The 26,347-nt window shown below is 69.6% G+C and carries 26 protein-coding genes; 8 read left to right on the top strand and 18 right to left on the bottom strand.

Annotated features, from left to right (window positions below):
- Positions 1-12 precede the first annotated feature (12 nt).
- The 10 genes from AC1DYG_RS03535 to AC1DYG_RS03490 form a co-directional block, all read right to left on the bottom strand.
- On the bottom strand, positions 13-234 hold the full coding sequence (locus AC1DYG_RS03535; RefSeq protein WP_477638520.1) for a hypothetical protein: 222 nt from the start codon (positions 232-234) through the stop codon (positions 13-15).
- A 73-nt stretch (positions 235-307) separates the two neighbouring features.
- The gene (locus AC1DYG_RS03530; protein ID WP_477638519.1) at positions 308-1,843 is read right to left on the bottom strand and encodes an RNA polymerase sigma factor; all 1,536 of its coding nucleotides are present in this window, start codon (positions 1,841-1,843) and stop codon (positions 308-310) included.
- Positions 1,836-2,162, bottom strand: coding sequence for a hypothetical protein (locus AC1DYG_RS03525; protein ID WP_477638518.1), 327 nt, complete (start codon positions 2,160-2,162; stop codon positions 1,836-1,838). Before AC1DYG_RS03525 ends, AC1DYG_RS03530 begins: the two co-directional genes overlap by 8 nt.
- A 138-nt stretch (positions 2,163-2,300) precedes the next feature.
- Positions 2,301-3,188 (bottom strand): alpha/beta hydrolase family protein, encoded by an 888-nt coding sequence (locus AC1DYG_RS03520; RefSeq protein WP_477638517.1) that lies wholly within the window; start codon positions 3,186-3,188, stop codon positions 2,301-2,303.
- Positions 3,188-4,297 carry a CapA family protein gene (locus tag AC1DYG_RS03515; protein WP_477638516.1) on the bottom strand — a complete coding sequence of 370 codons (1,110 nt, stop codon included), beginning with the start codon at positions 4,295-4,297 and terminating at the stop codon, positions 3,188-3,190. Before AC1DYG_RS03515 ends, AC1DYG_RS03520 begins: the two co-directional genes overlap by 1 nt.
- Complete coding sequence (locus AC1DYG_RS03510) at positions 4,276-5,952, bottom strand: ABC transporter transmembrane domain-containing protein (RefSeq protein WP_477638515.1); 1,677 nt, start codon at positions 5,950-5,952, stop codon at positions 4,276-4,278. The genes AC1DYG_RS03515 and AC1DYG_RS03510 overlap by 22 nt, the downstream gene beginning before the upstream one ends.
- A 107-nt stretch (positions 5,953-6,059) precedes the next feature.
- Positions 6,060-7,310, bottom strand: a complete 1,251-nt coding sequence (locus AC1DYG_RS03505; protein WP_477638514.1) for a DUF1611 domain-containing protein — start codon at positions 7,308-7,310, stop codon at positions 6,060-6,062.
- Positions 7,311-7,454: 144 nt separating this feature from the next.
- Positions 7,455-8,681, bottom strand: coding sequence for an Ig-like domain-containing protein (locus AC1DYG_RS03500; protein ID WP_477638513.1), 1,227 nt, complete (start codon positions 8,679-8,681; stop codon positions 7,455-7,457).
- 392 nt (positions 8,682-9,073) lie between these two features.
- A complete protein-coding gene (locus AC1DYG_RS03495) occupies positions 9,074-10,003 on the bottom strand; it encodes an alpha/beta fold hydrolase (protein ID WP_477638512.1) in 930 nt (309 codons plus the stop codon).
- Between the two features lie 453 nt (positions 10,004-10,456).
- Positions 10,457-10,831, bottom strand: a complete 375-nt coding sequence (locus tag AC1DYG_RS03490; RefSeq protein WP_477638511.1) for a hypothetical protein — start codon at positions 10,829-10,831, stop codon at positions 10,457-10,459.
- Positions 10,832-11,252: 421 nt separating this feature from the next.
- Here AC1DYG_RS03490 and AC1DYG_RS03485 point away from each other — a divergent pair, with 421 nt between their 5' ends.
- Both AC1DYG_RS03485 and AC1DYG_RS03480 read left to right on the top strand, forming a co-directional pair.
- Positions 11,253-11,534 carry a hypothetical protein gene (locus tag AC1DYG_RS03485; RefSeq protein WP_477638510.1) on the top strand — a complete coding sequence of 94 codons (282 nt, stop codon included), beginning with the start codon at positions 11,253-11,255 and terminating at the stop codon, positions 11,532-11,534.
- A gap of 9 nt (positions 11,535-11,543) precedes the next feature.
- Entirely contained in the window at positions 11,544-12,455 is a 912-nt protein-coding gene (locus tag AC1DYG_RS03480; protein WP_477638509.1) for a PaaX family transcriptional regulator, read from the top strand.
- Here AC1DYG_RS03480 and AC1DYG_RS03475 read toward each other — a convergent pair.
- Positions 12,452-12,871, bottom strand: coding sequence for a RidA family protein (locus tag AC1DYG_RS03475; protein WP_477638508.1), 420 nt, complete (start codon positions 12,869-12,871; stop codon positions 12,452-12,454). The two genes, AC1DYG_RS03480 and AC1DYG_RS03475, sit on opposite strands and share 4 nt — an antisense overlap.
- Before the next feature lie 107 nt (positions 12,872-12,978).
- Here AC1DYG_RS03475 and AC1DYG_RS03470 point away from each other — a divergent pair, with 107 nt between their 5' ends.
- From AC1DYG_RS03470 to AC1DYG_RS03445, 6 genes are all read left to right on the top strand, one after another.
- The gene (locus AC1DYG_RS03470) at positions 12,979-13,848 is read left to right on the top strand and encodes a fumarylacetoacetate hydrolase family protein (protein WP_477638507.1); all 870 of its coding nucleotides are present in this window, start codon (positions 12,979-12,981) and stop codon (positions 13,846-13,848) included.
- Positions 13,849-13,870: 22 nt separating this feature from the next.
- Positions 13,871-14,347, top strand: coding sequence for a cupin domain-containing protein (locus AC1DYG_RS03465; protein WP_477638506.1), 477 nt, complete (start codon positions 13,871-13,873; stop codon positions 14,345-14,347).
- Positions 14,344-15,267: an acyl-CoA thioesterase gene (locus AC1DYG_RS03460; RefSeq protein ID WP_477638505.1), complete on the top strand. Its 924-nt coding sequence runs from the start codon at positions 14,344-14,346 to the stop codon at positions 15,265-15,267. Before AC1DYG_RS03465 ends, AC1DYG_RS03460 begins: the two co-directional genes overlap by 4 nt.
- 32 nt (positions 15,268-15,299) lie before the next feature.
- Positions 15,300-16,940: an AMP-binding protein gene (locus AC1DYG_RS03455; protein WP_477638863.1), complete on the top strand. Its 1,641-nt coding sequence runs from the start codon at positions 15,300-15,302 to the stop codon at positions 16,938-16,940.
- Positions 16,937-19,321, top strand: coding sequence for a bifunctional salicylyl-CoA 5-hydroxylase/oxidoreductase (locus AC1DYG_RS03450; RefSeq protein WP_477638504.1), 2,385 nt, complete (start codon positions 16,937-16,939; stop codon positions 19,319-19,321). The genes AC1DYG_RS03455 and AC1DYG_RS03450 overlap by 4 nt, the downstream gene beginning before the upstream one ends.
- 116 nt (positions 19,322-19,437) lie before the next feature.
- Positions 19,438-20,322 carry a VOC family protein gene (locus AC1DYG_RS03445; protein ID WP_477638503.1) on the top strand — a complete coding sequence of 295 codons (885 nt, stop codon included), beginning with the start codon at positions 19,438-19,440 and terminating at the stop codon, positions 20,320-20,322.
- 13 nt (positions 20,323-20,335) lie between these two features.
- On the opposite strand, the gene AC1DYG_RS03440 is transcribed toward AC1DYG_RS03445, so the two are convergent.
- From AC1DYG_RS03440 to ligD, 7 genes are all read right to left on the bottom strand, one after another.
- Complete coding sequence (locus tag AC1DYG_RS03440) at positions 20,336-20,926, bottom strand: hypothetical protein (RefSeq protein ID WP_477638502.1); 591 nt, start codon at positions 20,924-20,926, stop codon at positions 20,336-20,338.
- Positions 20,927-21,014: 88 nt separating this feature from the next.
- Positions 21,015-21,833 (bottom strand): calcium-binding protein, encoded by an 819-nt coding sequence (locus tag AC1DYG_RS03435; RefSeq protein WP_477638501.1) that lies wholly within the window; start codon positions 21,831-21,833, stop codon positions 21,015-21,017.
- A gap of 63 nt (positions 21,834-21,896) precedes the next feature.
- Entirely contained in the window at positions 21,897-22,961 is a 1,065-nt protein-coding gene (locus AC1DYG_RS03430; protein ID WP_477638500.1) for a sulfate/molybdate ABC transporter ATP-binding protein, read from the bottom strand.
- Positions 22,958-23,749, bottom strand: coding sequence for an ABC transporter permease (locus AC1DYG_RS03425; RefSeq protein ID WP_477638862.1), 792 nt, complete (start codon positions 23,747-23,749; stop codon positions 22,958-22,960). Before AC1DYG_RS03425 ends, AC1DYG_RS03430 begins: the two co-directional genes overlap by 4 nt.
- A gap of 28 nt (positions 23,750-23,777) precedes the next feature.
- Positions 23,778-24,590: a molybdate ABC transporter substrate-binding protein gene (gene modA / locus AC1DYG_RS03420; protein WP_477638499.1), complete on the bottom strand. Its 813-nt coding sequence runs from the start codon at positions 24,588-24,590 to the stop codon at positions 23,778-23,780.
- Entirely contained in the window at positions 24,587-24,991 is a 405-nt protein-coding gene (locus tag AC1DYG_RS03415; RefSeq protein WP_477638498.1) for a TOBE domain-containing protein, read from the bottom strand. Before AC1DYG_RS03415 ends, modA begins: the two co-directional genes overlap by 4 nt.
- A 71-nt stretch (positions 24,992-25,062) precedes the next feature.
- Positions 25,063-26,088, bottom strand: coding sequence for a non-homologous end-joining DNA ligase (ligD, locus tag AC1DYG_RS03410; protein WP_477638497.1), 1,026 nt, complete (start codon positions 26,086-26,088; stop codon positions 25,063-25,065).
- Between the last annotated feature and the right edge of the window lie 259 nt (positions 26,089-26,347).

The following is a 26,347-nucleotide window of genomic DNA, read 5'->3' as shown; positions in this document are numbered from 1 at the left end:
ATCGGCGGTGGATCAGGTCGCGGCTCCGGAAGCCAGCTCCGTGCCCCACTGGCCGTTTTCCTGCACAAGGTGAAGCGACGCGGCATACACATCCGACAGGGCCTCCAGCATGCAGCAGGGATCCAGGAGGTAGGAGCGATGCGAGTCGTGATTAAGGAAGTTGACTCGCTCGACGGCCTGCATGAGTTCATCGAGTACTAGCGACGAGACCGAGATCCGTTCCGGAATGTCCATGACGAGCTCCTTCGTGGGGCGCACAGGCTCACAACTGGGCGATGACGACTAGAGGCACGTGCCTCGCAGGGCTCTACGGGGGCCACGTGGTCCCGATCGACCCCGTGGCGGGCGAACCATTCGCATAGGTCCCCTCGACGGTCGCGTGGATCAGTCCGCTGGCCGTTGTGGTCCACGCCGTGTGGATGGTTCCCGTCCATGCAACGCCCTGGGCGTTGGCGGCGGCGCAGCTGATGGTCGTCTGGCTCTGGCTGCAGGAGGTCCAGTCGCCGCTGGCGTTCGTCAGGGTGACGCCCGTCGGCACCTCCAGGATGAGTTTCAGCGGGCCGACGACGCCTTCGACTGAGGCGGTGACGTCGATGGCCGTGTCTGCCCGGGCGCCAGCGATCTCCAGGTCGACCGCCATCGGACTCATCCGGGGCGACTTCGTGGTGGGGGTGGGACTCGCCGGCTTCACGATGGACGTGGGGCGTGGCAGCGGGACGCTGGGCCGTGGCGGCGTGCTCGTGCTGGGTGGCGTCGGGACTGGGGTGGCGGGTTTCGTGGGCCGTCCGGTCTGTGATGGCGCAGGGTTCTTCGTGGTGCTCGGGGTGCTCGTCGACGGCTGCGTCGCGCGGGGGACCTCCGCTGAGGCCGAGGGCGCAGCCAGTCCGTCGGGGCGCAAGGCGATGATGATCGCGATGATGACGCCCACCGCCGCGGGACCCATGACCCACCGGGCTCGGGGGCGGGCAGTGGTGGGGGAGACCGTCGTCCGTGAAACGCCTGCGGCACCGGCACCCGTAACCCCGGCACCCGTGGCCCCGGCACCCGTGGCCCCGGCACCCAGGCCACCAGCGACCATCGAGGAAGGGAACAGACCCAGGATGGCCGGTCCCAGCACGCCGGCGAAGTTTCGGTTGACCGCTCTGAGCTCCTCCATGCGCCTGGTACAACCGAGGCAGGTGGCCACGTGGCTCACCAGCGCGTCCGGGGCTCCAGCCTCGGACACCGTCAGGTCGGCGAGACCCTCGACGAAGGGCTTGCACTCGGCATCCACGCCGCGGTCCGAGAGATGGGCGCGCAGATAGGCCAGCCGAAACCCGCGACGAGCTCGCTTGGCCAAGGCGGCGACGCCGTTCGGGGAGAGCTCCATGGCCCGGCCGACCTCGATGTTGGTGTCCTTGTCGACGGCGGTCCGCCACAGCACGATCTGCCACCGCTTGGGGAGATCGGCGAACGCGACGCGCACCAGCTCGAGCTCGGACATGTGGACCGTGGTGTCGGGGGTGGCCCGGTCGAACACGGAGACATCGTCGGTGATGACGTCACCGGACGAGGGGCGTCGTGCTCTGCTCGCGGCCAGATTGCGCACCGACGTCACGAGATAGGCGCGGACGGAGGTGGTGGGGCCGGCGCCCGAGGAGAGGGCCGACAGCATGCCCGCAAAGGCATCGGAGGCAATCTCTTCGGCGTCGCGCGGTTGCCGGGTGACCCGTCGGGCGGCGAGCAGCACCGAGGGATAGTGCCGGGTCCAGAGTTGGACGGCCGCTTCCTGATCGCCAGTGCGAGCGCGTTCGACCAGGTCTACGTCCGACTCAACGGGGTCGAGGGGGTCGACGTCATCCACGCTCTGCGCCTGCCTCTGGCTCCGCGACTGCTCCGGCTGGCTCGCGCAGCTCTTCGGTGTCCGCTGGGTAGAGCGCAGCGACGCGGAAGCGGACTTCGCCGGTGCCCCCGGCGGCGAGGTCCGCTCGATGCTCGGACTCCGCGACCGTGAGGGCGGCCAGTGCGTTGGGGTAGGGGCCCGAGTAGCTGGCTGCCGAACAGCCCGGGACCACCGCGATGACGACATGGGGCATGTCGATCTCAGCGACCTCCATGGAGTACATGATCCGAGCCATGAACTCCATGTCTCCAGGTCCCTGGGGAAATACCGATTCGCTCACCCCTGAACCTTTCGTACCGGGCATTCGACTACTCCTAGAAGTGAGACGTCTGAAAGTTCAATGGGTGACGCGGCCGCGCGTCGGAACCCTCATGAGGAGCGGACGCCTGGGTCAGCGGAACGAGTCGTCGTGGTCGCGCTACCGCGCAAAGATGGTGGCGGCCTCCGCGGACATCGGCGTGTGGTCGTGTGCGACCCCCGGGACGACGCGCAGCTTCCACCGAAACGGTATGCCGCGGCTGCGCGCCTGTTCGCCCCCGATCCGGTAGAACTCCTCGCCACGCTCGATCCGCGTCCGACCCTGCCGGGAGGCCCCTTGGTCCTGTCGAAGGTTGTCGTCCTCGATGTCCTCGCTGCCGAGCAGCACGGTGAGATCACGGGCGAACAGGCCGTCGAGGTCCACTGGCCCTGGCGCGTCGTCCAGTCCGTAGGGAAAGTCGATGTCGGGATCAGGGACGGTGTACCAGCCTGCGTTGGCTGCCACCGCTCGCCTGACCGGCGCGTCCGGCTCGAACTCCAGATACCGGTGGACGAACTGGGCGCCCGCAGAATGGCCGAACAGGTCGAAGGTGGGTTCACGGACACCGGTCAGGGCTCGGACCTGGTCCACCAAGGGTTGGATGTAGGCAAACGCCCAGTCGTGGGTGGGTCGTGCGTCGCTGGACTCGTCGACGGTGCCGCCCAGGTTGTAGCCGGCCGCCCCCGGGAAGTCCGTCTGGTCGAACTGGGGGGCGATCACCACCCAGGGGCGGTCCTTGACCAGCGAGGTCCATGAGTCCCGGTATTCGCGCGCGTTCCTGGTCGTTCCGTGCATCACGACGACCACCCGCCCCAGTGCCAGAGCTCCCGAGCCCACGGCATAGAACACCCTGATCGGCGGTGCACCGGGCGGGGCGAACTCGAACGAACCTGTGCCGGTGAGACCGCGTCCCGGGGAACGCGACGCGTCCTCGACGGTCTGGCTGCAGGCGGTGGCTCCCAGCGCCGTCATGAGCAGGAGCATCCCGGTGAGCCGCAGGTGTCGCATCAGAAGGAGATGGATGCCCGGTTCTGAATCCAGCTCACCCCCGAACCGAGGATCCGGTGAGCTGCCTCGAGGGAGGCTGCTGGGCAGGCCCGTGCGGCGTATCCGTTCAGGAGGTTGTCAGTCTGCACGCAGTCGAGCTGCAAGCTGCCCCGCCCGTTCGCGTCCCACCGCAGATGGGCCACGGCCCCCACCCCGACCTTGCCATGGCTTGCAAACCTGCCGGGGGCGCCGAAGGCGAGATTGCCGAGACTGTAGGCGACCGGGGTGCCTCGCACGATCTCGATCGGCTGCAGGACGTGGGGACCGGTGCCGATCACGGCGTCGTACCCCGCGTCCACGAGCAGCCCTGCCCAGTACCGCTGTTGCGGGTTGATGTCGGCGTAGTTGTCGCCCCAGTGGACGAAGGCGACCACCTTGGAGGCCCCGGCACGCCTCGCCGTGATGACCCCGCGCTCGACGAGGTCAGGGCTGAAGGGAACCATGCCCGCGGTGGTCGGCGTGCTTCGGTGGAGGGGGCCGAAGTTCTCTCCGAACGCCACCACCGCAACCATTTCTCGCGGCGAGGCGAGGATGAGCGGACGCATGGCTTCTGCTCGGTTGGCGCCGGCGCCGAAGGTCGACAGGCCTGAAGCCGCCGCCGTCCGCTCGGTCTCTGCCAGGCCCTCAGCACCGCGATCCATGGCGTGGTTGTTTCCGAGCCCGAGCACGTCGACCCCTGCCCGGCCCAAGGCGGGCGCCCCCTGCAGGCCGACCGCATAGGAGTACTTGGCGCCGGGGTTGGCGGGGGCTGCCCCCGTCGTGATCGGGCCTTCGGCGTTGACGATGGTGACGTCTCCGGACGTCAGCATCGCGCTGACGCCTGCCAACGGTGCGTCGTAGCCGGCGGTGGCTATCAGTGGTTCTGCGCCGTCACCCAGCATGGTGTCACCGGCGAACGTGAGGTCGACGGAGCCGTCCGGCCCGGCGCTGACCGACCGGGCGACCACGTCGGGCTGGGGTGCGGCGATGCCGGTGAGCTGCCATCCGACGGAACCGAGGCAGAGGGTCGTTGCCGCCCCGAAGCCGGCCATCAGCCGACGGTCGCGCCTCAGGTGCTGGTGGCGGGCCATCGGCTTCCCTGGGGTGTGCGGCTCGTCCACAGCTCTTCGCGATAGGTGCTGCTGGCCTTGACCTCGACACACCGCCCCCCGTCCATGACCCAGATCAGATCGGCCTCGGCCAGGTCGTCCGGCTCGTCGGTGCACCAGAGGACGGTTCCCCGGTGACGCAGGATCATGGCGCGAGCCAGGATGCGGCTGGCCGGGTCGAGGCCCTCGAAGGGCCGGTCCAACAACAGGATCGGAGGGTTTCCCATCAGTGCCCGACCGAGTGCGATCAGCTGTCGGTCGGCGGATGCGATGTTCTGTCCGCCCTCGACGAGCCACTCGCCCACACCCGAACCCCCCATCCGCGGCAGGACCTGGTTGAGTCCGAGTCCGAAGGCGACCCGCTGGACCTCAGCCGCCGAGGCGGCCCTAGCCCCGTAGGTCAGGTTTCGCCGGACCGTGCCGCGCAGGAGTGGCAGGTCGGGGCTGACCATGCCCACGGCGCGACCGATCGAACCGGGGTCGGTGGTCACGAGATCCTGCTCGTCGATGGTGACGGACCCGGCGTCGGGGTCGATGAGTCTGGCAACGAGGTCGAGCACCGTGGTTGCACCGGAACCCGCTCCGCCGGTGATGGCAACCACCGTCCCGGGCGCAGCCTCGGCGCAAAAACCGTGAAGGGCGCCCTTCACCGTGACCTCGTCGAAGCGGATGCGACCGCGCCGCACCTTGAGCGGTGCGAAGAGCTCAGCCTCGATGGCGCGGCTCGAGCTCGCGAGGAAGTCCCCGATCTTCTGGCGCGACACCAGCCCGCGGTGCCAGTAGTCGTGCATCAGTCCGAGGGTCCTGACCGACCTCGTGAGGAAGCGCGCGACGAGTACCTCGAGCAGGACCGTGGACGGGAGAACGGCACCGTTGCGGGCTTCGACGACGCCGGTGGCCACCACCGCTGCGGTCGCCACCATGCTGGTGCCCGTCGCAATGCCGCGCAGCCGACCCCGGAGGGTGGCCACCCGCCCCAGCGCCCGGTTGAGAGAGTCGTTCTGGCGGGAGAGCCTGGCGTACTCACCCCCCGTACGGCCGGACACCTGGGTCACGGCGAGGGCGTTGATCTGCTCCGCGATGTTGCCGATGACCAACGAGCGTCGCCGCCGCATCGTTCGTGTGGCGGCCCGCATCGTCTGACCGCTGTACAGCGACACCGCGGCGCCCAGGCACAGCACCGCTGCGAGGGCGCACGCCATGGCCCGGTCGAGGATGAAGGCGCCGGTCAGGCCTGCCACCAGCGTGATGGCGGCCGACGATCCCTGCAGCTGGCCACGGCTGAGCCACATGCGCAACATTGAGAGGTCACCGGTGAGCCGGAGCAGGAGCCCGCCGCGGGCGCGGTGCAGGAGGTGTTTCGGCAGCATGCGTTGCAGGTGGCCGTACATGTCCATGCGGAGGCGACGGACGACCTCGTAGCCGGCCTTCTCGGTCACGCTGAACTCGATCGCACGCATGGTCCCCAAGGCGACGCCCAAGGCGGCAAGCACGAGGCACGCCAGCAAGGAGTCTCGATACTGGCGTTCGGCGGCGAATCCCACGCCCGTCGGCTCGAGCGCATCGACGATGCGGGCCAACAACAGGATGAAGGCCAACAGACAGGCGCCTTGCCCCAGGCCCAGTGCGAGCACCATGACCCTCGCCGCGCGCGACACGCGAAAGGAGCCTGCTTCGGTGCGTCGGTCGCCGCTGGGCAGTGGCCCCACACCGGTCTGCCCCGGAGGGAGTCGCCCGTCCATGCTCAGCCCGCCTGGTGGATCAGGCGACCCGTGGCGAACGCTTCTCCGCGCAGGGTGTCGCTCGACGGGAAGCCGGTCACGGAGGTCGCTGAGCTGACCGACTCGATGGACGGGTGGTCCGTCCGCATCGTCAGGTCGAGCCCAGCCAGCTCGACGGGCCAGGCGGCGTCCAGGGTGGGCTCTGGGTCGCGCACCATGGCTGGGTCCAGGCCGAGCGCAGGGATGACCAGCTCCGGAGTCTGGAGCTCGGGGATGCCCCACACGGGAAGGCCGGTCGCCTCCTGGGCTTCTCGGATCGCGAGCGGGGAGCGCGTCAGCATGCCCGAGACGGCAGCCACCTCGAAGCCTCGCTCCCGCAGGTGGCTGACACCGTGTGCGGCGCCCATGGCGTCAGAGGCCGCGAGGACCACGACGTCGAGCAGCTCATGGACGACGGGCGAGGTCAGCAGCATCCTGTTCTCCTGCTGGAACACTCCGTCAGCGATCTCCACGAAGTTGACGCCACACCCGGCAAGGGACAGCTGAGCCACCAGCTGGGTCATCGCCGATTCGAGGACGGGGATCGGCTGACGAAAGGTCGACGCCAGTCCGGCGTCGGTGAAGTCGAACATGCGGTGCGCGCCGGCATCGAGCATCACCCAGAAGTCGTTTCCCGAACCGGTGCCGGTGACCTTGACCGACCCGGGCAGCATGCCGACCTTGCTCAGCCCGTGCAGGAGGTAGTGCATGGTCGTGGTCTTGCCCGCGTTCATCGACGTCCCGAGGACGGCAACGGTCCTGGGCCGCTCCGCGGGAGGGAGCACGTCGGGGAGTCGGAAGTCCCAGACGTTCAGAGGCCGGCCGTACTCGTCGCCGACCAGGCCCAACGGAATGATGTCCGTTGCGCGCCGGACGGCGCTGCTCTGGGAGATCGACTGGGAGGCGATCCCGCCGGAGGCCACCAGCTGGACACGCCCCAGCGACGAGGGCACGTGGGATTCGAACTGGTCCGTGGCGTAGCGGTCCGCGTAGGCGACGACCACCGTGTCCCCGACGTGCAGCGCACTACGACGGCCATCGGGCTGTTCGATGCGTCGGTGGTGCCCCAGACGCTCGACATGAGCCAGCACGACATCACCGGACCGCGGACGGATCGCGCCTCCGACGAGCGTCTTCATGCCCGAGTGCGGCACCCGGCGCGTGGCGAAGCTCTGCTTGGCTCGCTGGCTGGTCCCCCGTTCCAACGGCCTGACCCACACGTCTTGTCGAGACATGCCCCACCCTCCAAAGATCCATGCGACGGGCGTCGCACCGTGGACGCGGTCCCCCCGACGCCCTGCCCTGCCACGAGTCGAACGACGGCAACACGGACACGGGTCAAGGACCCGTCGCGGCCCTCGCCCGCGTCCCCGTCCGCCCTACCGTGAGCGCCTGCCCGCCCTCATCAGGCTCGTCCCGGCAATCAGCAGGACCAAGGCGCCAGCAACCACAGCCCCCACGTTGAGACCTGTGAACGCCAGGGCTCCGCCAGTCACCTCGAGGGCGCCGCTGGTCGTGACGACGTAGGGAAGGGCTCCGTCGATCGTCCCGTTGTCCTCCGCACCGGTGCCTCCCGTGGTCCCCGTCGAGATGGGGGTCGGGGTCGTCGGCGCCGAGGTGGTGGACGTGGTGGACGTGGTGGACGTGGTGCTGGTCGGCGGTGTGGTCGTGCTGGTCGGCGGTGTGGTCGTGCTGGTGGTGCTGCTCGTCGTGGTGGTCGGAGAGGGCGTACCGCCCGAGCCCGTCCCCGAGGCGTCCGTGCGCTTCACGACGGACTCGACGGGCAGGATGGTGCCGTCGAACGTGACCGTTGCATCGTTCGAGTACACGGACAGTCCCGCGTCGGTGACGGTCGCGTTGACCCGCACCTCGGCATACTCACCGGCGGGCACCGCCGTCCACGTCACGACGAGGCGGTCCGGCTCACAGGAGATGGCTGCCGGGATGGCGGCGTCGTCGTAGGGCTCGGCCAGCTTGCCCTCGGCGCCGAGCTGTCCGCCGATGTGGGCAGTCACTGAGGGGCAGTTCAGGCTCAGTCCGGGCCCGGGCAGGTCAGTGATGGTCACGGTCGTGGTGTCAGCGGTCGTCGCCGGCGTCCAGACGACTGAACGCGTCGTCGTCTGCCCCGAGTCGAGCCACCACATGTCCTTGCCGGCCTCGTCTCGAGTGCCGATGCAATTCGTCGTGCACGGGTGATCCGTGCCGACGGGAACCTTCACGACGTCAGCACCGGTGAGGAACTCGAGATCCACCTCGCCGCCGTTGCCGGCAGCGCTGTAGAGAGTGACGAACGTGCAGGACCCGTGGATGTCCTGAGGATGCGAGGCGACGTAGTCGGCCAGCGTGAAGACGACGTGGTCGTCGTTGTCGACCACCGCAGTCGCCACGATGGAGCCGTCGGGGGCGAAGAGGTTGAAGGTCTTGGACCCGGCCCAGTTGAGCTGGTCGGGCAGGGTGAGGTCGAAGGTGTCACCCGGGTCTGAACTGTCAGGGACGGCCCACGTGCAGGCGAAGGTGACTTCGTCGCCCTCGTCGAGGTGAGTCGCCTGGGTGGAGATCGAGGTGATCGCTCCCGGGATGACGTCGGCCTGGGACGGCGGAGCCATGACCAGTAGGGCGGTCAGCCCCATCAGGATGCACGCCCCGACCATCCCCATGAATCGTTGCCACGTGCTTGTGCCTGTTCCTACCATGCGCGAACGCCTCCCCTGTAGTGGCATCGTCGTCGTCCCCCCTGGACTGGACGGGCGATGCCATCACCAGTTAAGGACCGGGGTCTGGCGAAAGGATGACGCGAGCGGGCAGTGGCGAATGTGTGACGCCTGCCACTCGAAGAAGGCGCTGGTCAGGCGGCTGTCGCCCCGGCCGTCCCCTACTCGGTCGGGGCGACAGCCGCCTGCCTCCAAGGACGTTGCGCGCGGGAATTCGTGTTGCCGGACCAGGGCCCGGGGCCCGGTCGACGAGCCGCGGGAGGGCCTGCGCATGCCGTCGGGGTGAGTCAGCGGAAGAGGAGTCCCCGGGCCGCCGCCGAGCGGATCATCGATCGTCCCTCATGCCCTACCCCGGGCACGACGGAGAGGGAGTGACCAGCAGGGAGATACCCGAGCTGGTCGCGCAGGTGGGTGAAGAACACCTGGCCGCGTTCCAGCCGGTTCCTGCCCTGGGCGTCCGCCTCGCAGCTGACGTCGAGGTCCGAGTCCCGCAACACATCGGCGCCCCCGAGCAGGAGGGCAACGCGGTGCCCTGCATAGCGGGCGCGGAGGTCCCCGGCGGAGCGCAGGTAGCCGTTCAGTCCCTCCAGACCGTATTTCCACGTGTTGTAGCCAGGACACCCCGCCACCGAGTCGACGGCCGTGCCGCCCGACCATCGCTGGGCCGAGAGGTACGCATAGCTGGACGGGTTCGCAGCGACGAACCGGTCGATCGGGGCGTCGCTGCCCTCGGCATAGCGCTGCACGAACTGGCCGCCCGCTGAGTGCCCGATGATCCGGAGGGGAACGCTGCTCCCGTAGGTCCTGCGGACGGCGGCGGCCAGCTGGTCCATCGCCTCGAAGCTCGAGACCTTGGTGCCGTCGGAGTTGTTGCTGGTGTTCCCCTCGCGCCATCCCGAACCCCAGATCAGGCGCCTCTGGTCGTTGGTCTCGTCCGACGTCGGGAAGTGGGGGGCGACCACGAGCGTCGAGCCGAGGACGCCAGCATCGGAGGCGGACTCCATCGCATAGCGGGCGTAGTCGCAGTAGTTGCCCGACGTCCCGTGGACCACGAGGAGGACGCGAGTGATCGCCTTGCCCTTCAGGGCGACGGATCCGTTGCCGCAGTAGTCGAGCAGCTTCGTGCCGACCTGGAACGCGCGGCTCGTCGGAGAGGCGACGCTGGCGGCAGCCTGGCTGGCTAGAAGTGGGCCCGCGGGGGCGAACAGGCCGGCCACCAACGTCAAGGAAGCGAGGACCCGCCGTGTGCGTGCGTGGCCAGGCAGCACGCGCAACTCAGCGGTGCAGGGAACGCGATGACGGCGCGGCTGCCGGCACGACACGGCAGCTGCTGCCGAGTCACGCCGTTGTCGCTGCGCCCGGCAGACGGTGCCGGACGGCTGGTGAGCCGGCTCATTCGGGGTCAGTCGACGTGACCGGACGCGACAGCTTCTGGACAGGTGTGTAGTGATCATGCGAGCGCCTACCTCCATGACAGAGTGGCCTCGGGGCTCTTGCTCCGAGACGACGGTCTCGGAGCCGTCGACGACTGCCGGCCCCCTCGGAGGAGCCCGAAGATCGCGTCGACAAGGCACGAAAAGCCTTGTGCTCGTGGGAGTTCCGCTCCTCAGTTGCACCCATCGTGCGCCCGTGGACCGTCACCCATAAAGACCATCCCGCGAGCTCCGGGATTACGCAGAGACGTGGCGGGTGTCCTGGTGGTGCACGCGGAGTCCGGCTCCCGGAGGCGTGGACGCCGACGGGGCGGGACCGAGGTGCGCCATGTTCTGGCACAGCAGGTTGCCGCAGGCGTGCGCGAGCACGTGGGCCGCCAGGAGTGCGTCCACGCCGAAGGCCAGGGCGAAGCCGAACCGGTGCGCGATCACCATGCGGTCGTGCGCGATCCAGAACTGGCCGTGTCCACGCCCGGACATGGCGCCCGTCCACAGCTGACACGCCCCCGGGGCAGCAACGTTCAGCACGCGCTGTCGATATGCCGCGACCGTCGTGGGAACGCCCATCGACGCGCGGAGCTGGGCCACCGTGACCGGCTTCATCGCGGTCATCGCCGCCCCGCTTCATCGTCGTGGCGGCTGGCGCCGAGCCCGAGCCCGATGGCGGCACCGCCGACGATGAGCGTGACGAAAAGAACGAAAACCACTACTGCGCCAGCGCCGGATGTCACCCGCGAACTCACCCTTCACACACCTTGAACTACGCACCGACAGCACAGTTCTCCACCCGTCTGACGCACCAGTCGTCGAACCGTGACGCGACCGGGTGCTTGACGTTGGTGGGTCCTGTCGACAGGGGGATGGTCGCCGCGCCCTGTCGACAGGACTACCCGAATGACTTGCGACGGGTCGTCATGATGACGCCGATCGCACCATCTGTCCTGCAACCGTTGACAGAACGCGACAAAACGGATGATGATCTCAGGGCTTCAAGCAGCCGGGGCCCCAGTCGTCGATGCCCAGGAGGCTGCAGATGAGCGAGTCGATCGAGTCGGTCCGCGTGGGTGAGCCGACAACGACACCTGGGGGCGCTGCGTCCGTGCGGGAGCTCCTCACCGAGCTCGCCGAACTCGAGGATGCCACCCGCGGTCCCGGGGGCTTCCCGTGCCCCTCTGGGACCGGACACTCCACCGACCTGATCGCGGCCCTGGCTCGTGAGCAGGAGATCATCGACGAGCTGCATGCGCGGTGTCCCGCTGCCCAGCTCCCCGCGAGTCCGCTCGACGTCCAAGGGTCGGAAACCCGGGCTGACTAGGCTGGCGGAGTGCCTCGTCCGTCCGACACCACAGTCCAGGGCGAACCCCCGAGCGGAAGGACGCAGCCCGGTGGGCCGCAGGGCGCCGAGCCCCAGGCCGGCACCGGGCGGCAGCTCCAGCAGCTGATCGTCACGATCTGTGCGCTCCACGCCCGCGGTGAGCACGACTCCCTGGCGGTGGCCGAGCTGATCAAGCTCCTCGCCCCCCTCGACGTCGACGAGGCAGCCACGCGATCGGCCCTGTCCCGCCTGAAGAAGCGCGGCGTCCTGCTGTCGGCCCGCAAGGGCGGCAACGCGGCATACCGGCTCGATCCGCAGCTCGAGGCCGTCTTCGAGGAGGGTGACGAACGCATCTTCGCGCCGCGCCGGGCGCGGCCCGGCGACCGTTGGCTGCTCGCGGCGTTCTCGGTGCCGGAGTCGCAGCGCAACCTGCGCCACCAGCTGCGCCGGGTGCTCGCGGGGCGGGGGTTCGGCACGGTGGCCGCTGGGCTGTGGATCGCCCCGGAGTTCGTCCACGCCCACCTGCGTCGTGAGCTCGAGCGCGAGGGGCTGCTGGAGTTCGTCGAGTTCTTCGCGGCCGACCTGCTCGACGACCAGGTCGCGCGACGCGTCGCCGAGTGGTGGGACCTCGACGCGCTGGCTGCCTTGTATGCCGGGTTCCGCGCCCAGTTCGAACCGGTCAGCGAGCGGTGGGGCGCGTCAATGGATGGGTCAGGGCCCGATGACGAGGCGCGCGCCTTCGCCGACGACGTGCTCCTGCTGACGGCGTGGCGTCGGCTGCCCTACCTCGACCCGGGTCTGCCCGTGGAGTTCCTGCCGCAGGACTGGCAGGGGATCGCTGCCGAGCGGCTCTTCTCGGACCTGCACCGGCGGCTGGCGGGCCCGGCGCGTCGCTACGCCGAGACCGTCATCGGGAGCTAGGCCCCGGGGTGGCGCAGCCGGTCGTCGGGGATGACGGCGACGCCGAGGATCTCGATGAGTGCCTCCGGCTGCCACAGGGCGGTGCAGCCGATGCCGGCCATGGCGGGATACACGGGGCCGACCAGCTCGCGCCACACGCGCCCGATCTCGCGGCCGTGGGCCTGGTAGTCGGGGATGTCGGTGAGGTAGATCGTCAGGCTGACGAGGTCCTCGGGGATGCCGCCCGCCTCACGGAGGGTGGTCAGCACGTTCCCGAACGCCTGGCGGAACTGCTCGACGATGCCGCCCTCGACGATCCGCATCTGCGCGTCCAGAGCCGTCTGACCGCCGAGGTGGAGCGTGTTGCCACTGAGCGTGCCGTGCGAGTAGCCGCTGGGGGCGGGCAGTGCGGCCGGGTTGATCGCGACGGGGGTCATGGCGCTCCTCGGGTGGTTTCTCGGCGTGCGGTACGAGGTGTCGAGACTATTGACTATACGTGACGATCGTGAAATTGTCGCTATACAGCAAACGGAAGGGCGCGAGGATGCGACTGGCCACGGTGGCGACACCGGACGGTGCGACCTGTGCCGCCGTGTCCCGTGACCCTGCGTCCAGTGACCCGGCGTCCAGTGACGCTCCGACTCCTGAGGACGTGTGGGTCGCGCTGCCTGCCTCCGACCTCTCCGAGCTGCTGACCCGACCCGACTGGCGCGAGGTGGCCGCGGCGCCCCGCGGGAGGGTCGTCGGCGGACCGGACGCGGTCCTGCTCACTCCGCTGCCCCGCCCGGCCAAGGTCATCTGCTGCGGGCTCAACTACGCCGACCACATCACCGAGATGGGTCGCGAGCTGCCGGACTTTCCCACGCTGTTCGCCAAGTACGCCGACACCCTCGTCGGACCCACCGACGTGATCCACGCCCCCGCGGACGTGGACCTCGACTGGGAGGCCGAGCTCGCAGTCGTGGTCGGGCAGCCGCTGCGCAACGCCACCGAGGCGCAGGCTCGTGCGGCGATCGCCGGCTACACCGTGGCCAATGACCTCTCGGTGCGTGACTGGCAGAGGCGCACCCTCCAGTGGTTCCAGGGCAAGGCGTGGGATGCGACGACACCGGTCGGTCCCGTCGTCGTGACTCCTGACGAGATCGACCCCGAGGCAGGCCTCGAGGTCACCTGCCTGGTCAACGGCGAGACCGTTCAGCGCGGCAACACCAAGACCCTCGTCTTCGGGGCCGCCGCGCTGCTCGCGTACATCTCCGCGTTCACGCTGCTGCGGCCCGGCGACCTCGTCCTCACGGGCACCCCAGGGGGCGTGGGCATGGGCATGACGCCGCCGCGATTCCTCGTCGACGGCGACGTCGTGCGCACGCAGATCGAGGGAATCGGCTTCCTGGACAACACGATTCGACTGACCTGACACCGACGAAGGAGAGACGCAGATGAACTTTGACGACTACGTGCTCGAAGGAGACCCGTCGCCCTGGGCCCAGCCCGATGGTCGGGTCATCCCCATCGTCACCAAGGCGGGTTCCGAGGACGCGTCGACCGCGGACTCGGGCGGGGCCTACCGCGTGTCCGGGGTCAGCATCCAGCACACGCCGGCACAGCGACTCTGGTACGGCAAGGTCTTCAACAAGCCCGGCTACCGGTCGGTGAACCACCACCACGGCGAGGCGGAGACCGGTGGTTACGTGCTTCAGGGGCACGGCCGCATCTACTTCGGCGAGGGCTTCCGCGAGTACGTCGACATGACCGAGGGGGACTTCGTGTTCGTGCCGCCGTTCATGCACCACGTCGAGTGCAACATGTCGACCAAGCACGACCTGGTCTGGCTGACCACCCGCACGCCGGACAACATCGTCGTCAACCTCGCCGACGTCGAGGACTCCATCCTCGAGGGCTTCCGCCGCGCATGAGTGAGCTCGATACCCCCACCTCCCGCGTCCTGACCGATGCGCTCGCCCTCACGCGGGTCGACGCCGAGGTCTTCGACGAGGCCTACACGGCCACGACGCAGTACTGCCCGTGGCCCAAGGCCTATGGCGGAGACATGGTCGCCCAGGCGACGGTCGCCGCGATCCGGTCGGTCGAGGGCGACCGCGCGCTGCACTCGATGCACAGCTACTTCATGCGCCCCGTCGACATCGGGGCGCAGGTGCGTTACGAGGTCGAGCGGCTGCGCGACGGGCGCGGCTACTCCACCCGACAGGTCCGCGCCTTCCAGGGCGGCAAGCCGGTCTACGTCGCGATGGCGTCCTTCCACGTGCCCGAGGACGGCGGGGAGTATGTCGCGGACGCACCGTCCGCGGTCCCGGCACCCGAGGGATTGCCCAGCTCCGCGGCATACCTCGAGGGGTTTGCGCCGGGGAGCGAGGCGGCGGGGACGATGACCGCGGACTCTCGCGGCTACTGGTCGGGCGGCCGGTCGTTCGACATGCGGCACGCTCCTGGTCCGGTCTACGTCCAGGTCGAGGGCGAGCGGACTCCGCACCAGGCGGTGTGGGTCAAGCCGTTCGACGCGCTGCGCCCCGTCGAGGGCATCGACGACGTCCAGCTCGCCCAGGCGGCGCTCGCCTACGCCTGTGACTACACGATCCTCGAGCCGATCCTGCGCGTTCTCGGAATGCCTTGGGCGCAAAAGGGTCTGGTGACCGCGAGCCTGGACCATGCGATGTGGTTCCACCGCCCGTTCGCCATGGACGACTGGTTGCTCTATGCGCAGGAGGCGGCCAGCGCCCACGGTGGTCGCGGGCTGGGTCTGGGGCGCTTCTTCACCCGAGCCGGCGAGCACGTCGCCACCGTCGCCCAAGAGGGCATGATCCGCGCAACTCAGTGATGTCGGAGGACACGACTGTGAAAGGCACGATGATGGAGCTCAGCCCCTCGGCCCATGAGGACACCTTCGCCCGCGACTCGTTGCCGCCGCGCGACCTGTGGCCGACCATCGAGTTCACCCTCCCCGAGCTGCAGTACCCCGACCGGCTCAACGCCGCGGCCTGGTTGCTCGACGACACCGTCGACCGGGTCGGTGCCGACCGTCCGGCGCTGCACACCCCCGACGGGACGACGAGGACCTACGGCGAGCTGCAGCAGCGGGCGAACCAGGTCGCCCAGGTGCTCACCGACGACCTCGGTCTGGTGTCCGGCAACCGGGTGCTGCTCCGCGCGCCGAACAACCCGTGGGTGGTGGCCTGCTGGTTCGGTGCCCTCAAGGCAGGGGCCGTCGTCGTCACCACGATGGCTGCCCTGCGCGCCGTCGAGATCACTCCCATCGTGGCCGCCTCCCGACCGACCATCGCCCTGGTGGACCACCGGTTCGCGGAGGACATGTATGCCGTGCGTGACAGCGGGGCGCCCGACCTCACCGTCGTGGAGTTCGGCGGCTCGGGGTCAGACGATCTTGTTGCTCGGTGCGCCACGAAGTCGGGTGAATTCGCTGCGGTGGCAACGGCTGCGGACGATGTCGCCTTGCTGGGCCCGACGTCCGGCACCACCGGGGTCCCCAAGCTGACCATGCACTTCCACCGCGACATCGCGTCCATCGCCGAGACCTTCGGCAAGCACCTCGTGCAGCTGGTGCCCGACGACGTCGTCGCCTGCACCGCGCCGTTGGCCTTCACCTTCGGACTGGGTGCGCTCGTGGTCTTCCCGGTCCGGGCCGGAGCGAGCTCTCTGCTCACCGAGAAGGCCACACCCGCCGAGCTCGCCCAGCTGGTCCACGACCACGAGGTGACCACGCTGTTCACCGCGCCCACGGCCTACCGGGCGATGGTCGTCGACGGCCACGTCGGGCTGCTCGCGGGCGTCCGCACCGCGGTGTCGGCCGGCGAACACCTCCACCCCGAGACCTGGCAGGCCGTCCTCGACCAGACCGGTCTGCGCATCATCGACGGCATCGGGTCGACCGAGCTGCTGCACGTCTTCGTGTCGGCGAGGGGAGACGACATCCGCCGCGGCGCGACCGGCAAGGCGGTGCCCGGATTCCGTGCCACGATCCTCGACGCGGATGGTCACGAGGTCGGCCCCGACGTGCCCGGTCGACTCGCCATCATCGGCCCCACCGGCTGTCGCTACCTCAAGGACGAGCGCCAGCACGCCTACGTCCTGAACGGCTGGAACATCACCGGTGACACCTTCCTGCGGGACGCCGACGGCTACTTCTACTACCAGGCACGCTCCGACAACATGATCGTGTCGTCGGGCTACAACATCGGCGGGCCCGAGGTCGAGGCGGCGCTCGACCAGCACCCCGACGTGGCCGAGTGCGCGGTCGTCGGTCGGCCGGACCCGGAGCGCGGGTCGATCGTCTGCGCCTTCGTCGTGCTGCGCGCGGGAGTGGTGGGTGACGAGGCGAAGGCGCGCGAGCTGCAGGACTTCGTGAAGGCCCACATCGCCCCCTACAAGTACCCGCGCGACGTCCGCTTCGTCGACGTCCTGCCCCGCAACCCCAGCGGGAAGCTCCAACACTTCAAGCTCAGAGAACGGGTCACCCAGGAGGGACAGTCGTGAAGATCGCCGTCATCGGGGGCGGGCCCGGCGGGCTGTACTTCGCCGCCCTCATGAAGCAGCTCGACCCCGCCCACGAGGTCACCGTGTGGGAGCGCAACGCGGCATCCGACACCTTCGGCTTCGGGGTCGTCTTCTCCGACGAGACGCTCGGTGGGATCGGCAATGCCGACGAGCGGATCGCCGAGCAGATGGCTGACCGCTTCGCGCGGTGGACCGACATCGACATCCACTTCCGCGGCCAGCGACACACGGTGGGCGGCCAGGGGTTCGCGGCGATGAGTCGCAAGGAGCTGCTCTCGCTCCTGCAGGCCCGGTGCGCCGAGCTCGGGGTCGACGTGCGGTTCTCGACCGTGGCTCCGGACGTCGAGGAGCTGCGCGCGACCCACGACCTGGTCCTCGCGGCGGACGGCGTCAACTCCGCCGTGCGACAGCGGTATGCCGACGTGTTCCGTCCCAGCCTCGACCGCCGCCACAACAAGTTCATGTGGCTGGGGACCGACCTGGTCTTCGAGGCGTTCCAGTTCTACGTCAAGCAGACGCAGTGGGGCACGATGCAGATCCACGGCTATCCCTACTCCGACAAGGGTTCGACGTTCATCATCGAGATGCACGAGGACGTCTGGAGGGCGGCGGGGCTCGACGCCAACGAGGGGACCGAGTTCCCGCCCGGGGTCTCCGACGAGGAGTCGATCGCCCGGGTGGCCGACATCTTTGCCGACGAGCTGGGGGGCCACGAGGTCCTCTCCAACAACTCGAAGTGGCTCAGCTTCACGACCGTCCGCAACGAGCGCTGGCACGACGACAACGTCGTCCTGCTCGGCGACGCGGCGCACACCGCGCACTTCTCCATCGGCTCGGGCACCAAGCTCGCGATGGAGGACGCGTTGGCCCTCGCCGCCTGCCTGCACGAGCACGCGGCCCTCGACGCCGCACTCACGGCCTACGAGACGGAACGGCGACCGGTCGTGGAGTCCACGCAGCGCGCGGCGCAGGCGTCGCTGGAATGGTTCGAGAACATCGGGCTCTACGAGGCCCAGGACCCCACCCAGTTCTGCTTCAACCTGCTGACCCGGTCGCGGCGCATCACCTACGACGGGTTGCGGACCCGCGACGAGGAGTTCGCGACCCGGGTCGACGAGGCGTTCGCGGCCGCCCAGGGGGCGCCCGAGGTGGTGCCGGCGATGTTCCAGCCGATGCGCGTGGGCAACCTGGAACTCAAGAACCGCATCATCGTCTCGCCGATGGACATGTACTCGGCGGTCGACGGGGTCCCCGGTGACTTCCACCTCGTGCACCTCGGGTCCAAGGCGCTGGGTGGGGCGGGGCTCGTGATGACCGAGATGGTCTGCACCTCGCCGGAGGGCCGGATCACCCCGGGCTGCACGGGTCTGTGGACAGATGGGCAGCGGGACTCCTGGGTCAAGGTCGTCGACTTCGTCCACGCGAACTCCACTGCTGCCATTGGTCTCCAGCTGGGCCACTCCGGACGCAAGGGCTCGACCAAGCTCATGTGGGAGGGCATGGACGAACCGCTCGACACCGACAACTGGGAGGTCACCGGCCCGTCGGCGCTGGCCTACGGCGAGGGGTGCCACCTCCCCCGTGAGGTGACCCGCACCGACATGGACGCCATCCGCGACGAGTTCGTGGCTGCCGCGCGGCGCGGGGCGGACGCGGGCTTCGACCTGCTCGAGCTGCACTGCGCCCACGGCTACCTCCTGTCGTCCTTCCTCTCCCCGATCTCCAACCAGCGCACCGACCAGTACGGCGGCTCGATCGAGAACCGGCTGCGGTTCCCGCTCGAGGTCTTCGACGCGGTGCGGGCTGCATGGCCGTCCGATCGCCCCCTGACCGTCCGCATCTCGGCGACCGACTGGATGCCCGACGGCAACGACGAGCACGACGCGGTCGAGCTGGCGCGGGCCTTCATCGCCCACGGTGCCGACGGCATCGACGTGTCCTCGGGACAGATCGCCAAGGAGGAGAAGCCGGCGTTCGGGCGGTCGTACCAGACTCCGTTCGCCGACCGGATCCGTCACGAGGTGGCTGCCGCAGCAGGCGTGGCAGTGATCGCCGTGGGCGCCATCTCGTCGCACGACGACGTCAACTCGATCCTCCTGGCCGGACGGGCCGACCTGTGCGCCCTGGGGCGGACCCACCTCTACGACCCGCAGTGGACGCTGCACGCCGCGGCGGAGCAGGAGTTCCGCGGGGCAGCCGCCGAGTGGCCGCTGCCCTTCGCCGCGGGCCGCCGCAAGCCACCCACGGCGCGGACCGATGCGGTCCGGCCGCGGCTCTCACTGATCAAGGAGACCGAGACCGACGAGCTGCCGACCCACCTGCGCTGGATGCCGGCGCGCGACCCGGCGGGGGTAGTCTGACCGTGGGTGGCCCGACCGTGGGTGGCCCGACCGTGCCAGGTTCCGAGGTGGCCGCCGCAGGGTCAGCAGCGGGTGGGGTAGGCGCCACCGGAACCCACCGTGCTCGGGTCGAGTGGATGGACACCGACGCGGCCGGACACCACCACAACACCGCGATCAACCGCTGGGTCGAGTCGGCCGAGGCGGCGCTCATGCGTGACTGCGGCCTGAAGGGCTACTTCGGCGCGGCCCCGCGGGTACGCCACGAGGTCGACTTCGAGTCCCGGCTGTGGTTCGGCCAGGAGGTGAGCGCCACCGTCGTGGTCGAGCGCATCGGGACCGCGTCGATGACGTTCGGCTACGAGGTCTGGGGGGAGGCCTTCGAGGGTCGCGCCCGGACGCGGGCGGCCGTGGGTCGCTATGTCACGGTGCACGTGCCCGCGGGCGCCGACTCGGCCCAGCCCTGGCCGCCCGAGTGGGTGGAAGCCGTTGTAAAGCGGACAGGCCATCATTCCGGACAGATAGTGACCGGAAGCCTTCCTAGGCTGGTGGTAGAAACCTCCGAGGGAGAGGTTGCGACGAGAGGACCGGCCATGGACTACAAGATCGAGCTCATCCCCATCTCCGTGACGGACATCGACCGCACGAAGGCGTTCTACGAGGACGTCGTCGGGTGGCCGGCGGACCAGGACCAGGTCGTGGAGGAGGCGGGCCTGCGCTTCGTCCAGATCACGCCACCGGGGTCGGCCTGCTCGTTCTGCTTCGTCAAGGGCATGCAGATGCTGGGCGAGGGCGTGAAGCAGTACCTCCAGGTCGTCGTCGCCGATGCCGACGCTGCCCATGCCGAGCTCAAGGGCCGTGGCGTCGAGGTGAGCGAGGTCGAGGAGCTGCCGTGGGGTCGGTTCACCCACTTCGAGGACCCGGACGGCAACCACTTCGCGCTCCAGGAGCTGCCCGACTACGCGGCGGCCCTGGCTGCCCGCGAGGCAGCGGCCGGTTCCCAGGCAGGCGACGCCTCCTAGGAGTGGGAGGGGGTCAGCCGACCTCGTCCGTGGGTCGTGGCCGGCGCAGCAACAGCCCGGCCACCAGGGCACCCAGCGTGCCGAGGGCCTCGTCGCCGAGGGTGTCCTGGTATGCCGTGTCCAGCTCGGTACCGTGCCGGATGAAGGTGTACCACTCACCCAGCTCCCACCCGATCGCCAGCACGGCGCCGAGTCCCGTCACGAGCAGGACCCGCGCCCACGGCATACGAAACCCTTGCAGCAGTAGCAGACCCAGCCCGGCGCACAGCAGCAGCCAGTTGACGAAGTGGTTGGCGTCGTCCCACCACGTCACCGAGTCGTAGAGGTCCAGGGTGTTGCCGGTGACGTCGATGAGGAACGGTGCCATCACGAGGGCGAAGGCCAGCCACGGCACATCCGCACGCCGCCGCCGATGGGCGAGCCACCATGCGGCAGGGACGACGAGCATCATCACCGGATAGGCCACCAGCCGCGCCCCGAACGCCTTGCCCTCGAACTGCTGCAGGCCGCCGGCGAAGGTGCCCACAGCCAGCTGCCCGACGGTCAGCACGAGCACGCCCGCGGGCAGCCACCACGAGCGCCACCAGCCCCTGTCGTCAGCCATGTCGTGGATCCTGCCGCACGTGCGACGCCGGGGTGTCGGACGCGCCCGAACGGCCGCGGGCTACCCGAGCCCGCGACCCTGATCGAGCTCAGTCAGGCAGCGGGCCGGTGGTCTCCACCTGGTTCAGCACCTCACACGAGCCTTCGACGGCGAAGTCGTTGCCCTGCTGGCCGTTGCAGACGTCGAAGGAGGGCCCTTGGGTCACCGGAATCGGGTTGTCGCCCGTCATGAGGTCGTCGCCGCTGCCGGCGAGCAGCACGTCGTTGCCGAAGTTGCCGACGACGGTGTCGTTGCCGCCGCCACCGTTGACGACGTCGTCCGCGGGGCCGCCGAACAGCTCGTCGTCGCCCGCCTCACCCATGACGTTGTCAGCACCCATCTGGCCCGTCGCGAAGTCGTTGCCGCTCCCCGCGCGGATCACGTCGTCGCCGCCCTCTCCGGCCAGTGAGTCGTCGTCGGCCCCGCCGACCAGCAGGTCCGCCCCGCCGGGGATGCTCATCCCGCCCGGGTTGCCCAGCAGGAAGGTCTCCCCGGTGTCGCCGAGGATGAAGTCGCTCCCGTCGCCACCGTCGAGTCGGTCGTTGCCGGGCCCGCCGCAGATCAGGTCGTCGCCCCCGCCGCCGGTGACCACGTCGTCGCCGGCTCCCGCCAGGATGACGTCCGGTCCGGGAGTGCCGACGATGCGGTCGGGGCCCGCGGTGCCGACGATGGTCGCTGCCTCCACCTCGAAGATGAGCAGGCACGGGTCGGGTTCGTCCTGGGCCGACGCCGTGGGCGCGAGCCCGAGGGTCAGCACGAGGGCTCCTGTGGCGATGAACGGCAGTCTGCGCATGACGATTTCCTCCCAGGTCAGCGGGCACTTGTGGGCCCATCGACCCACCGTGCCGTGTCCGATCTGGGTCGTCATGACGCAAACGTCCTAGTACGCCATGGTCCTGGCCGTGGTCTGCGCCCCCCTGACCACGGCCGCTCACGCGGCGTAGACCGCGACCTCGCTCGCCTTGATCGTGAAGACCACCTCGGAGCCGGGGGCCACGTCGAGCTCGGCCAGGGCCGCCGGCGTGATGTCCGCCGACAGGTATGCCGTGTGCACGCGTACCTGGTGACCGTGCGGTTCGAGGTCGGTCACCGTCCCCCGGACGACGTTGCGTGGGCTGCCGGTGGGGGCCTCGAGGTAGACGCCGACGGCGTTGGGGCTGAACACGGCCACGGCCGGCTGGCCCTCGCCCAGGGTGTCCTCGCTCAGGCCTTCGATGCGCAGTCCCTCGGGTGTCGAGACGGTTGCCCCGTGGGCCGTGCCCCGCACCAGGTTGAGTCCGGCGATGCGGGCGGCGAAGCCGCTCGTCGGTCGGGTGAGCACCCGAGACGTGGGCCCCTGCTCGACGACACGGCCGTCCTCGACGACGGCGACGTCGTCGGCCAGCAGGACCGCGTCGAGGATGTCGTGGGTGACCAGGATCGTGGTGCGGTCCTTGAGGACCCGGCGCAGCAGCTGGCGGATCGCAGGGGCGGACTCGACGTCGAGCGCGGACAGCGGCTCGTCGAGCAGGAGCAGGTGTGGCTCGGTGGCCAGGGCCCGGGCGATGGCTACCCGCTGGGCCTGACCCCCGGAGAGCGCCGCCGGTCGCCGGTCTGCGAACGCCTCCGCGTCGACCCGGGCGAGCCACAGCCGCGCCTGATCGCGGGCCCGGCCACGCGGCATACCGGCGCTGCGCGGGCCGAAGGCGACGTTGTCCAGCACCGACAGGTGCGGGAACAGTCGTGCCTCCTGGGCCAGTAGGGCCACGCCTCGCGCGTGCGGGGGCACCCAATCGCCAACGCCAGCACCAGTGCCAGAGTCGTTGCTGGAGAACAGAATTCGGTCGTCGAGCGTGATCTGGCCGGAGGTGGGGCGCAGGAGTCCGGCGATGGTGGCGAGAGCCGTGGACTTGCCCGCACCGTTCGGCCCGAGGAGCGCCAGCGTGCGGCCGGCCTCGACGGCGACGGTGAGGTCGACGCCGCGGTGGGGGAGCCGGACCTGCGCGTGGAGCTTCACAGCGCCGTCCTCGACCGTCGGGTCAGGGCGATCACGATCGTGGCGACGACGACGAGGACCAGCGACAGGGCGACTGCCGCCTGGGGGTCGGTCTCGCGCTGGAGGTAGATCTCCAGCGGGAGGGTGCGGGTGACCCCCTGGAGGCTGCCGGCGAAGGTGATCGTGGCTCCGAACTCGCCCAGTGCCCTGGCGAAGGCGAGCACGGCGCCCGACGCGAGTCCGGGGAGGACGAGGGGCAGGGTCACCCGCAGGAACACCGTCGTCGGTCGGGCCCCGAGGGTCGCGGCCACCTCCTCGAACCGCTGTCCGCCCGTGCGCAACGCACCCTCGAGGCTGACCACGAGGAAGGGCAGGGCCACGAACGTCTGGGCCATCACGACGGCCGTCGTGGAGAACGCGATCTGGAGCCCGAGAACCTCGATGGTGTGGCCGAGCAGCCCGCGGCGGCCGAACGTGTAGAGCAGCGCGATGCCGCCGACGACAGGCGGGAGCACGAGGGGGAGCAGCACCAGCGATCGGGCGATGGACTGCCCCCGGAACTCGGTGCGGGCCAGCACGAGCGCCATCGGCACGCCGAACACGATGCACAGGAGCGTGCTGGCGACCGAGGTGCGCAGGCTCAGTGACAGGGCAGCGCGCGAGGAGTCCGACGTGATCAGGGTGCCGAAGCTGCTCCACTCGATCCTGGTGAGCATCGCCACGAGCGGGAGGACGACGAACAGCGCGCCGACCGCGGCCGGGACGAACACCCAGGCGGGCAGTCCCAGCCGCGGTCGTCCTCGCGGCATCGGACGAAGCAGGGGCACGACAGGCACGCTATGGCTTGGCGAACCCGGCAGTGGCGAGGATGCCCTGACCCGGCTCGCCCGTGACGGCCTGGAGGAAGGCGACGGCGAGGGCGGCGTTCTTGCTGCCCTTGAGGGTCGCGATCGGGTAGGTGTTGACAGCCGCCGAGGACTCGGCGAACTCGATGCCCTTGACCTTGTCGCCGGCACCCTTGACGTCGGTGACGTAGACGAGTCCGGCGTCGGCCTCGCCCGAGGTGACCTTGCCGAGGACGTCGGTGACCGACTGCTCCTCGCTGACCGGCTTGATGTCGATCTTTGCGGCCGTCTCGACCTTGGCGGCGGCTGACCCGCAGGGAACGGCCGGGGCGCACAGGACGACCTTGACGCCGGGCTTGGCGAGGTCGGCGAGGCTCGTGACCTTGGCCGGGTTGCCCGGGGGGACGGCGATCTCGAGGGTGTTGGAGGCGAAGTTGACCGGGGTGGCCGCGGTGAGCGAGTCGCCGGTCGCCTTGTCCATGTTTGTGGTGTCTGCCGAGGCGAAGACGTCCGCGGGCGCGCCCTGCTGGAGCTGGGCGACCAGGTCGGAGGAGCCGGCGAAGTTGAAGCTGACCTTGGCGCCGGGGTGGGCCTTCTCGAACTCAGCTCCGATCGCGGTGAAGGTCTTCTTCAGCGACGCCGCCGCGAAGACGGTGAGCTCACCCGAGAGCGCGTCGGGCGACGACGAGGACGATGACGAGGAGCTGGAGCCCGCGGTGTCGCCGGCGTCGGACCCGCACGCTGCCGTCGCCAGGACGAGCGCCGCCGCGGCAAGGGCGGCGAGCGAGGCGATGGGGCGGATCATGATGCTCCTTGGGGTGTTTCGACGATGACGGTCGTGGACTTGACGACGGCGATGGCCACCGAGCCCAGCTCGAGCCGCAGGTCGTCCACGGCCTCAGAGCTCATGAGGGACACCACCCGGAACGGGCCGCACTGCATCTCGACCTGGGCCATCACGGTGTCTCGCTTGATGTCGGTGACGAGACCGACGAAGCGGTTGCGCGCCGATCGGCCGACGCCGGACGGATCCTCCACGGCGTGCGCCTGGTCACGGGCGAGCAGCGCGACCTGATAGCCGTCGACGACCTTGCGCCCCGCCTCGTCGGTGCTGGGTTCGAGCGCGCCGCTGTCCACCCAGCGCCGGACCGTGTCGTCGCTCACGCCGAGGAACGACGCGGCATCCTTGATCCTCATCAGCGGCATGAAGATCACTCTACGTCCGTGCTTGCGGTCAAGCCAAGTAAATCGCTCCGCTGCTGCGGGTTTTGCTCCGGTCAGGACGACTCGGCCGCGTCCGGCTCGGGCGGCTCGGTCGCGTCCGGCTCGGGCGGCTCGGTCGCGTCCGGCTCGGGCGGCTCGGCCGCGCCCTCCCGATCGTCGCGCTCCGCCCACTCGAGCAGCTGGTCGATCTCGAACACCGCATCGTCGATGCCGGCGTGCAGGTCGCCCAGCTCGGCATACCTGGCGGGCATCGTCGCGATCGTGAAGTCGTCGGGCTCGACGTCGTCGACCTCGTCCCACCGGATCGGTGCCGACACGGTCCCGATCGCGTTGCCGCGCACCGAGTAGGCCGCCGCGATGGTGTGGTCCCTGGCATTCTGGTTGTAGTCGACGAAAAGGTCCGCAGGGTCGCGGTCCTTGCGCCACCACGCGGTGGTGACGTCGTCCGGCATACGTCGCTCCACCTCGCGCGCGAACGCGAGTGCACCGCGCCGCACGTCCTTGAACCCCCAGTCCGGCGCGATCCGCACGTAGATGTGCATCCCGGACCCGCCGCTCGTCTTGGGCCAGCCGACCGCCCCCAGCTCGTCGAGCACCTCGTGCGCCACGTGGGCCACGCGCTGCACCCGGTCCCACGGGCAGTTGGGCCCGGGGTCGAGGTCGATGCGCCATTCGTCCGGCTTCTCCACGTCGGCCCGCCGACTGTTCCAGGGGTGGAACTCCACCGTCGACATCTGCACTGCCCAGATCACCTGGGCCAGCTCGGTGACGCACAGCTCGTCGGCCTTGCGGTTGTAGCGCGGGAACGTCACCCGCACCGTCTGCAGCCAGGGCGGCGCCCCGTGCGGCACCCGCTTCTGGTGCACCTTGTCGCCGGCGATCCCCGAGGGGAAGCGGTGCATCATGCACGGCCGTTCCCGCAGCGCGTTGACGATCCCGTCGCCCACCGACAGGTAGTACCTGACCAGGTCGAGCTTGGTCTCGCCGCGGGCCGGGAAGTACTCGCGCTCCGGGTTCGTGATCCGCACGTCGCGATCGCCGACCTCGAGCACGATCGCGGGCGACGCCTTGGTTGCCATGCGCCCACGCTACGGGTGGGTGGGCCGTGTTGTCCCGGCTCGCCTCCTCCCTGCGCCGCTCCTTCGTTGCGTCGCAGCGGCCTCGTCGTCGGCGTGCCCTGTTGTCCCGGCTGCCGAGTCTCAGTTGATCCTTAACGGATCTGTGTCAGGTGATGCTTTACACCTGGCCTAGGAAACTGAGTGGTCCGTCCACGGTCGGTCCGCCTTGATGTTACGCACGGGCAGGGTCGTGGTCCGGCGCACCACGCGGGTCTCGCCG

This window comes from Pedococcus sp. P1_H8, assembly GCF_056405175.1.
Note: the sequence above shows the minus strand (reverse complement) of the source record. Positions and strands in the feature narration are given on the sequence as shown.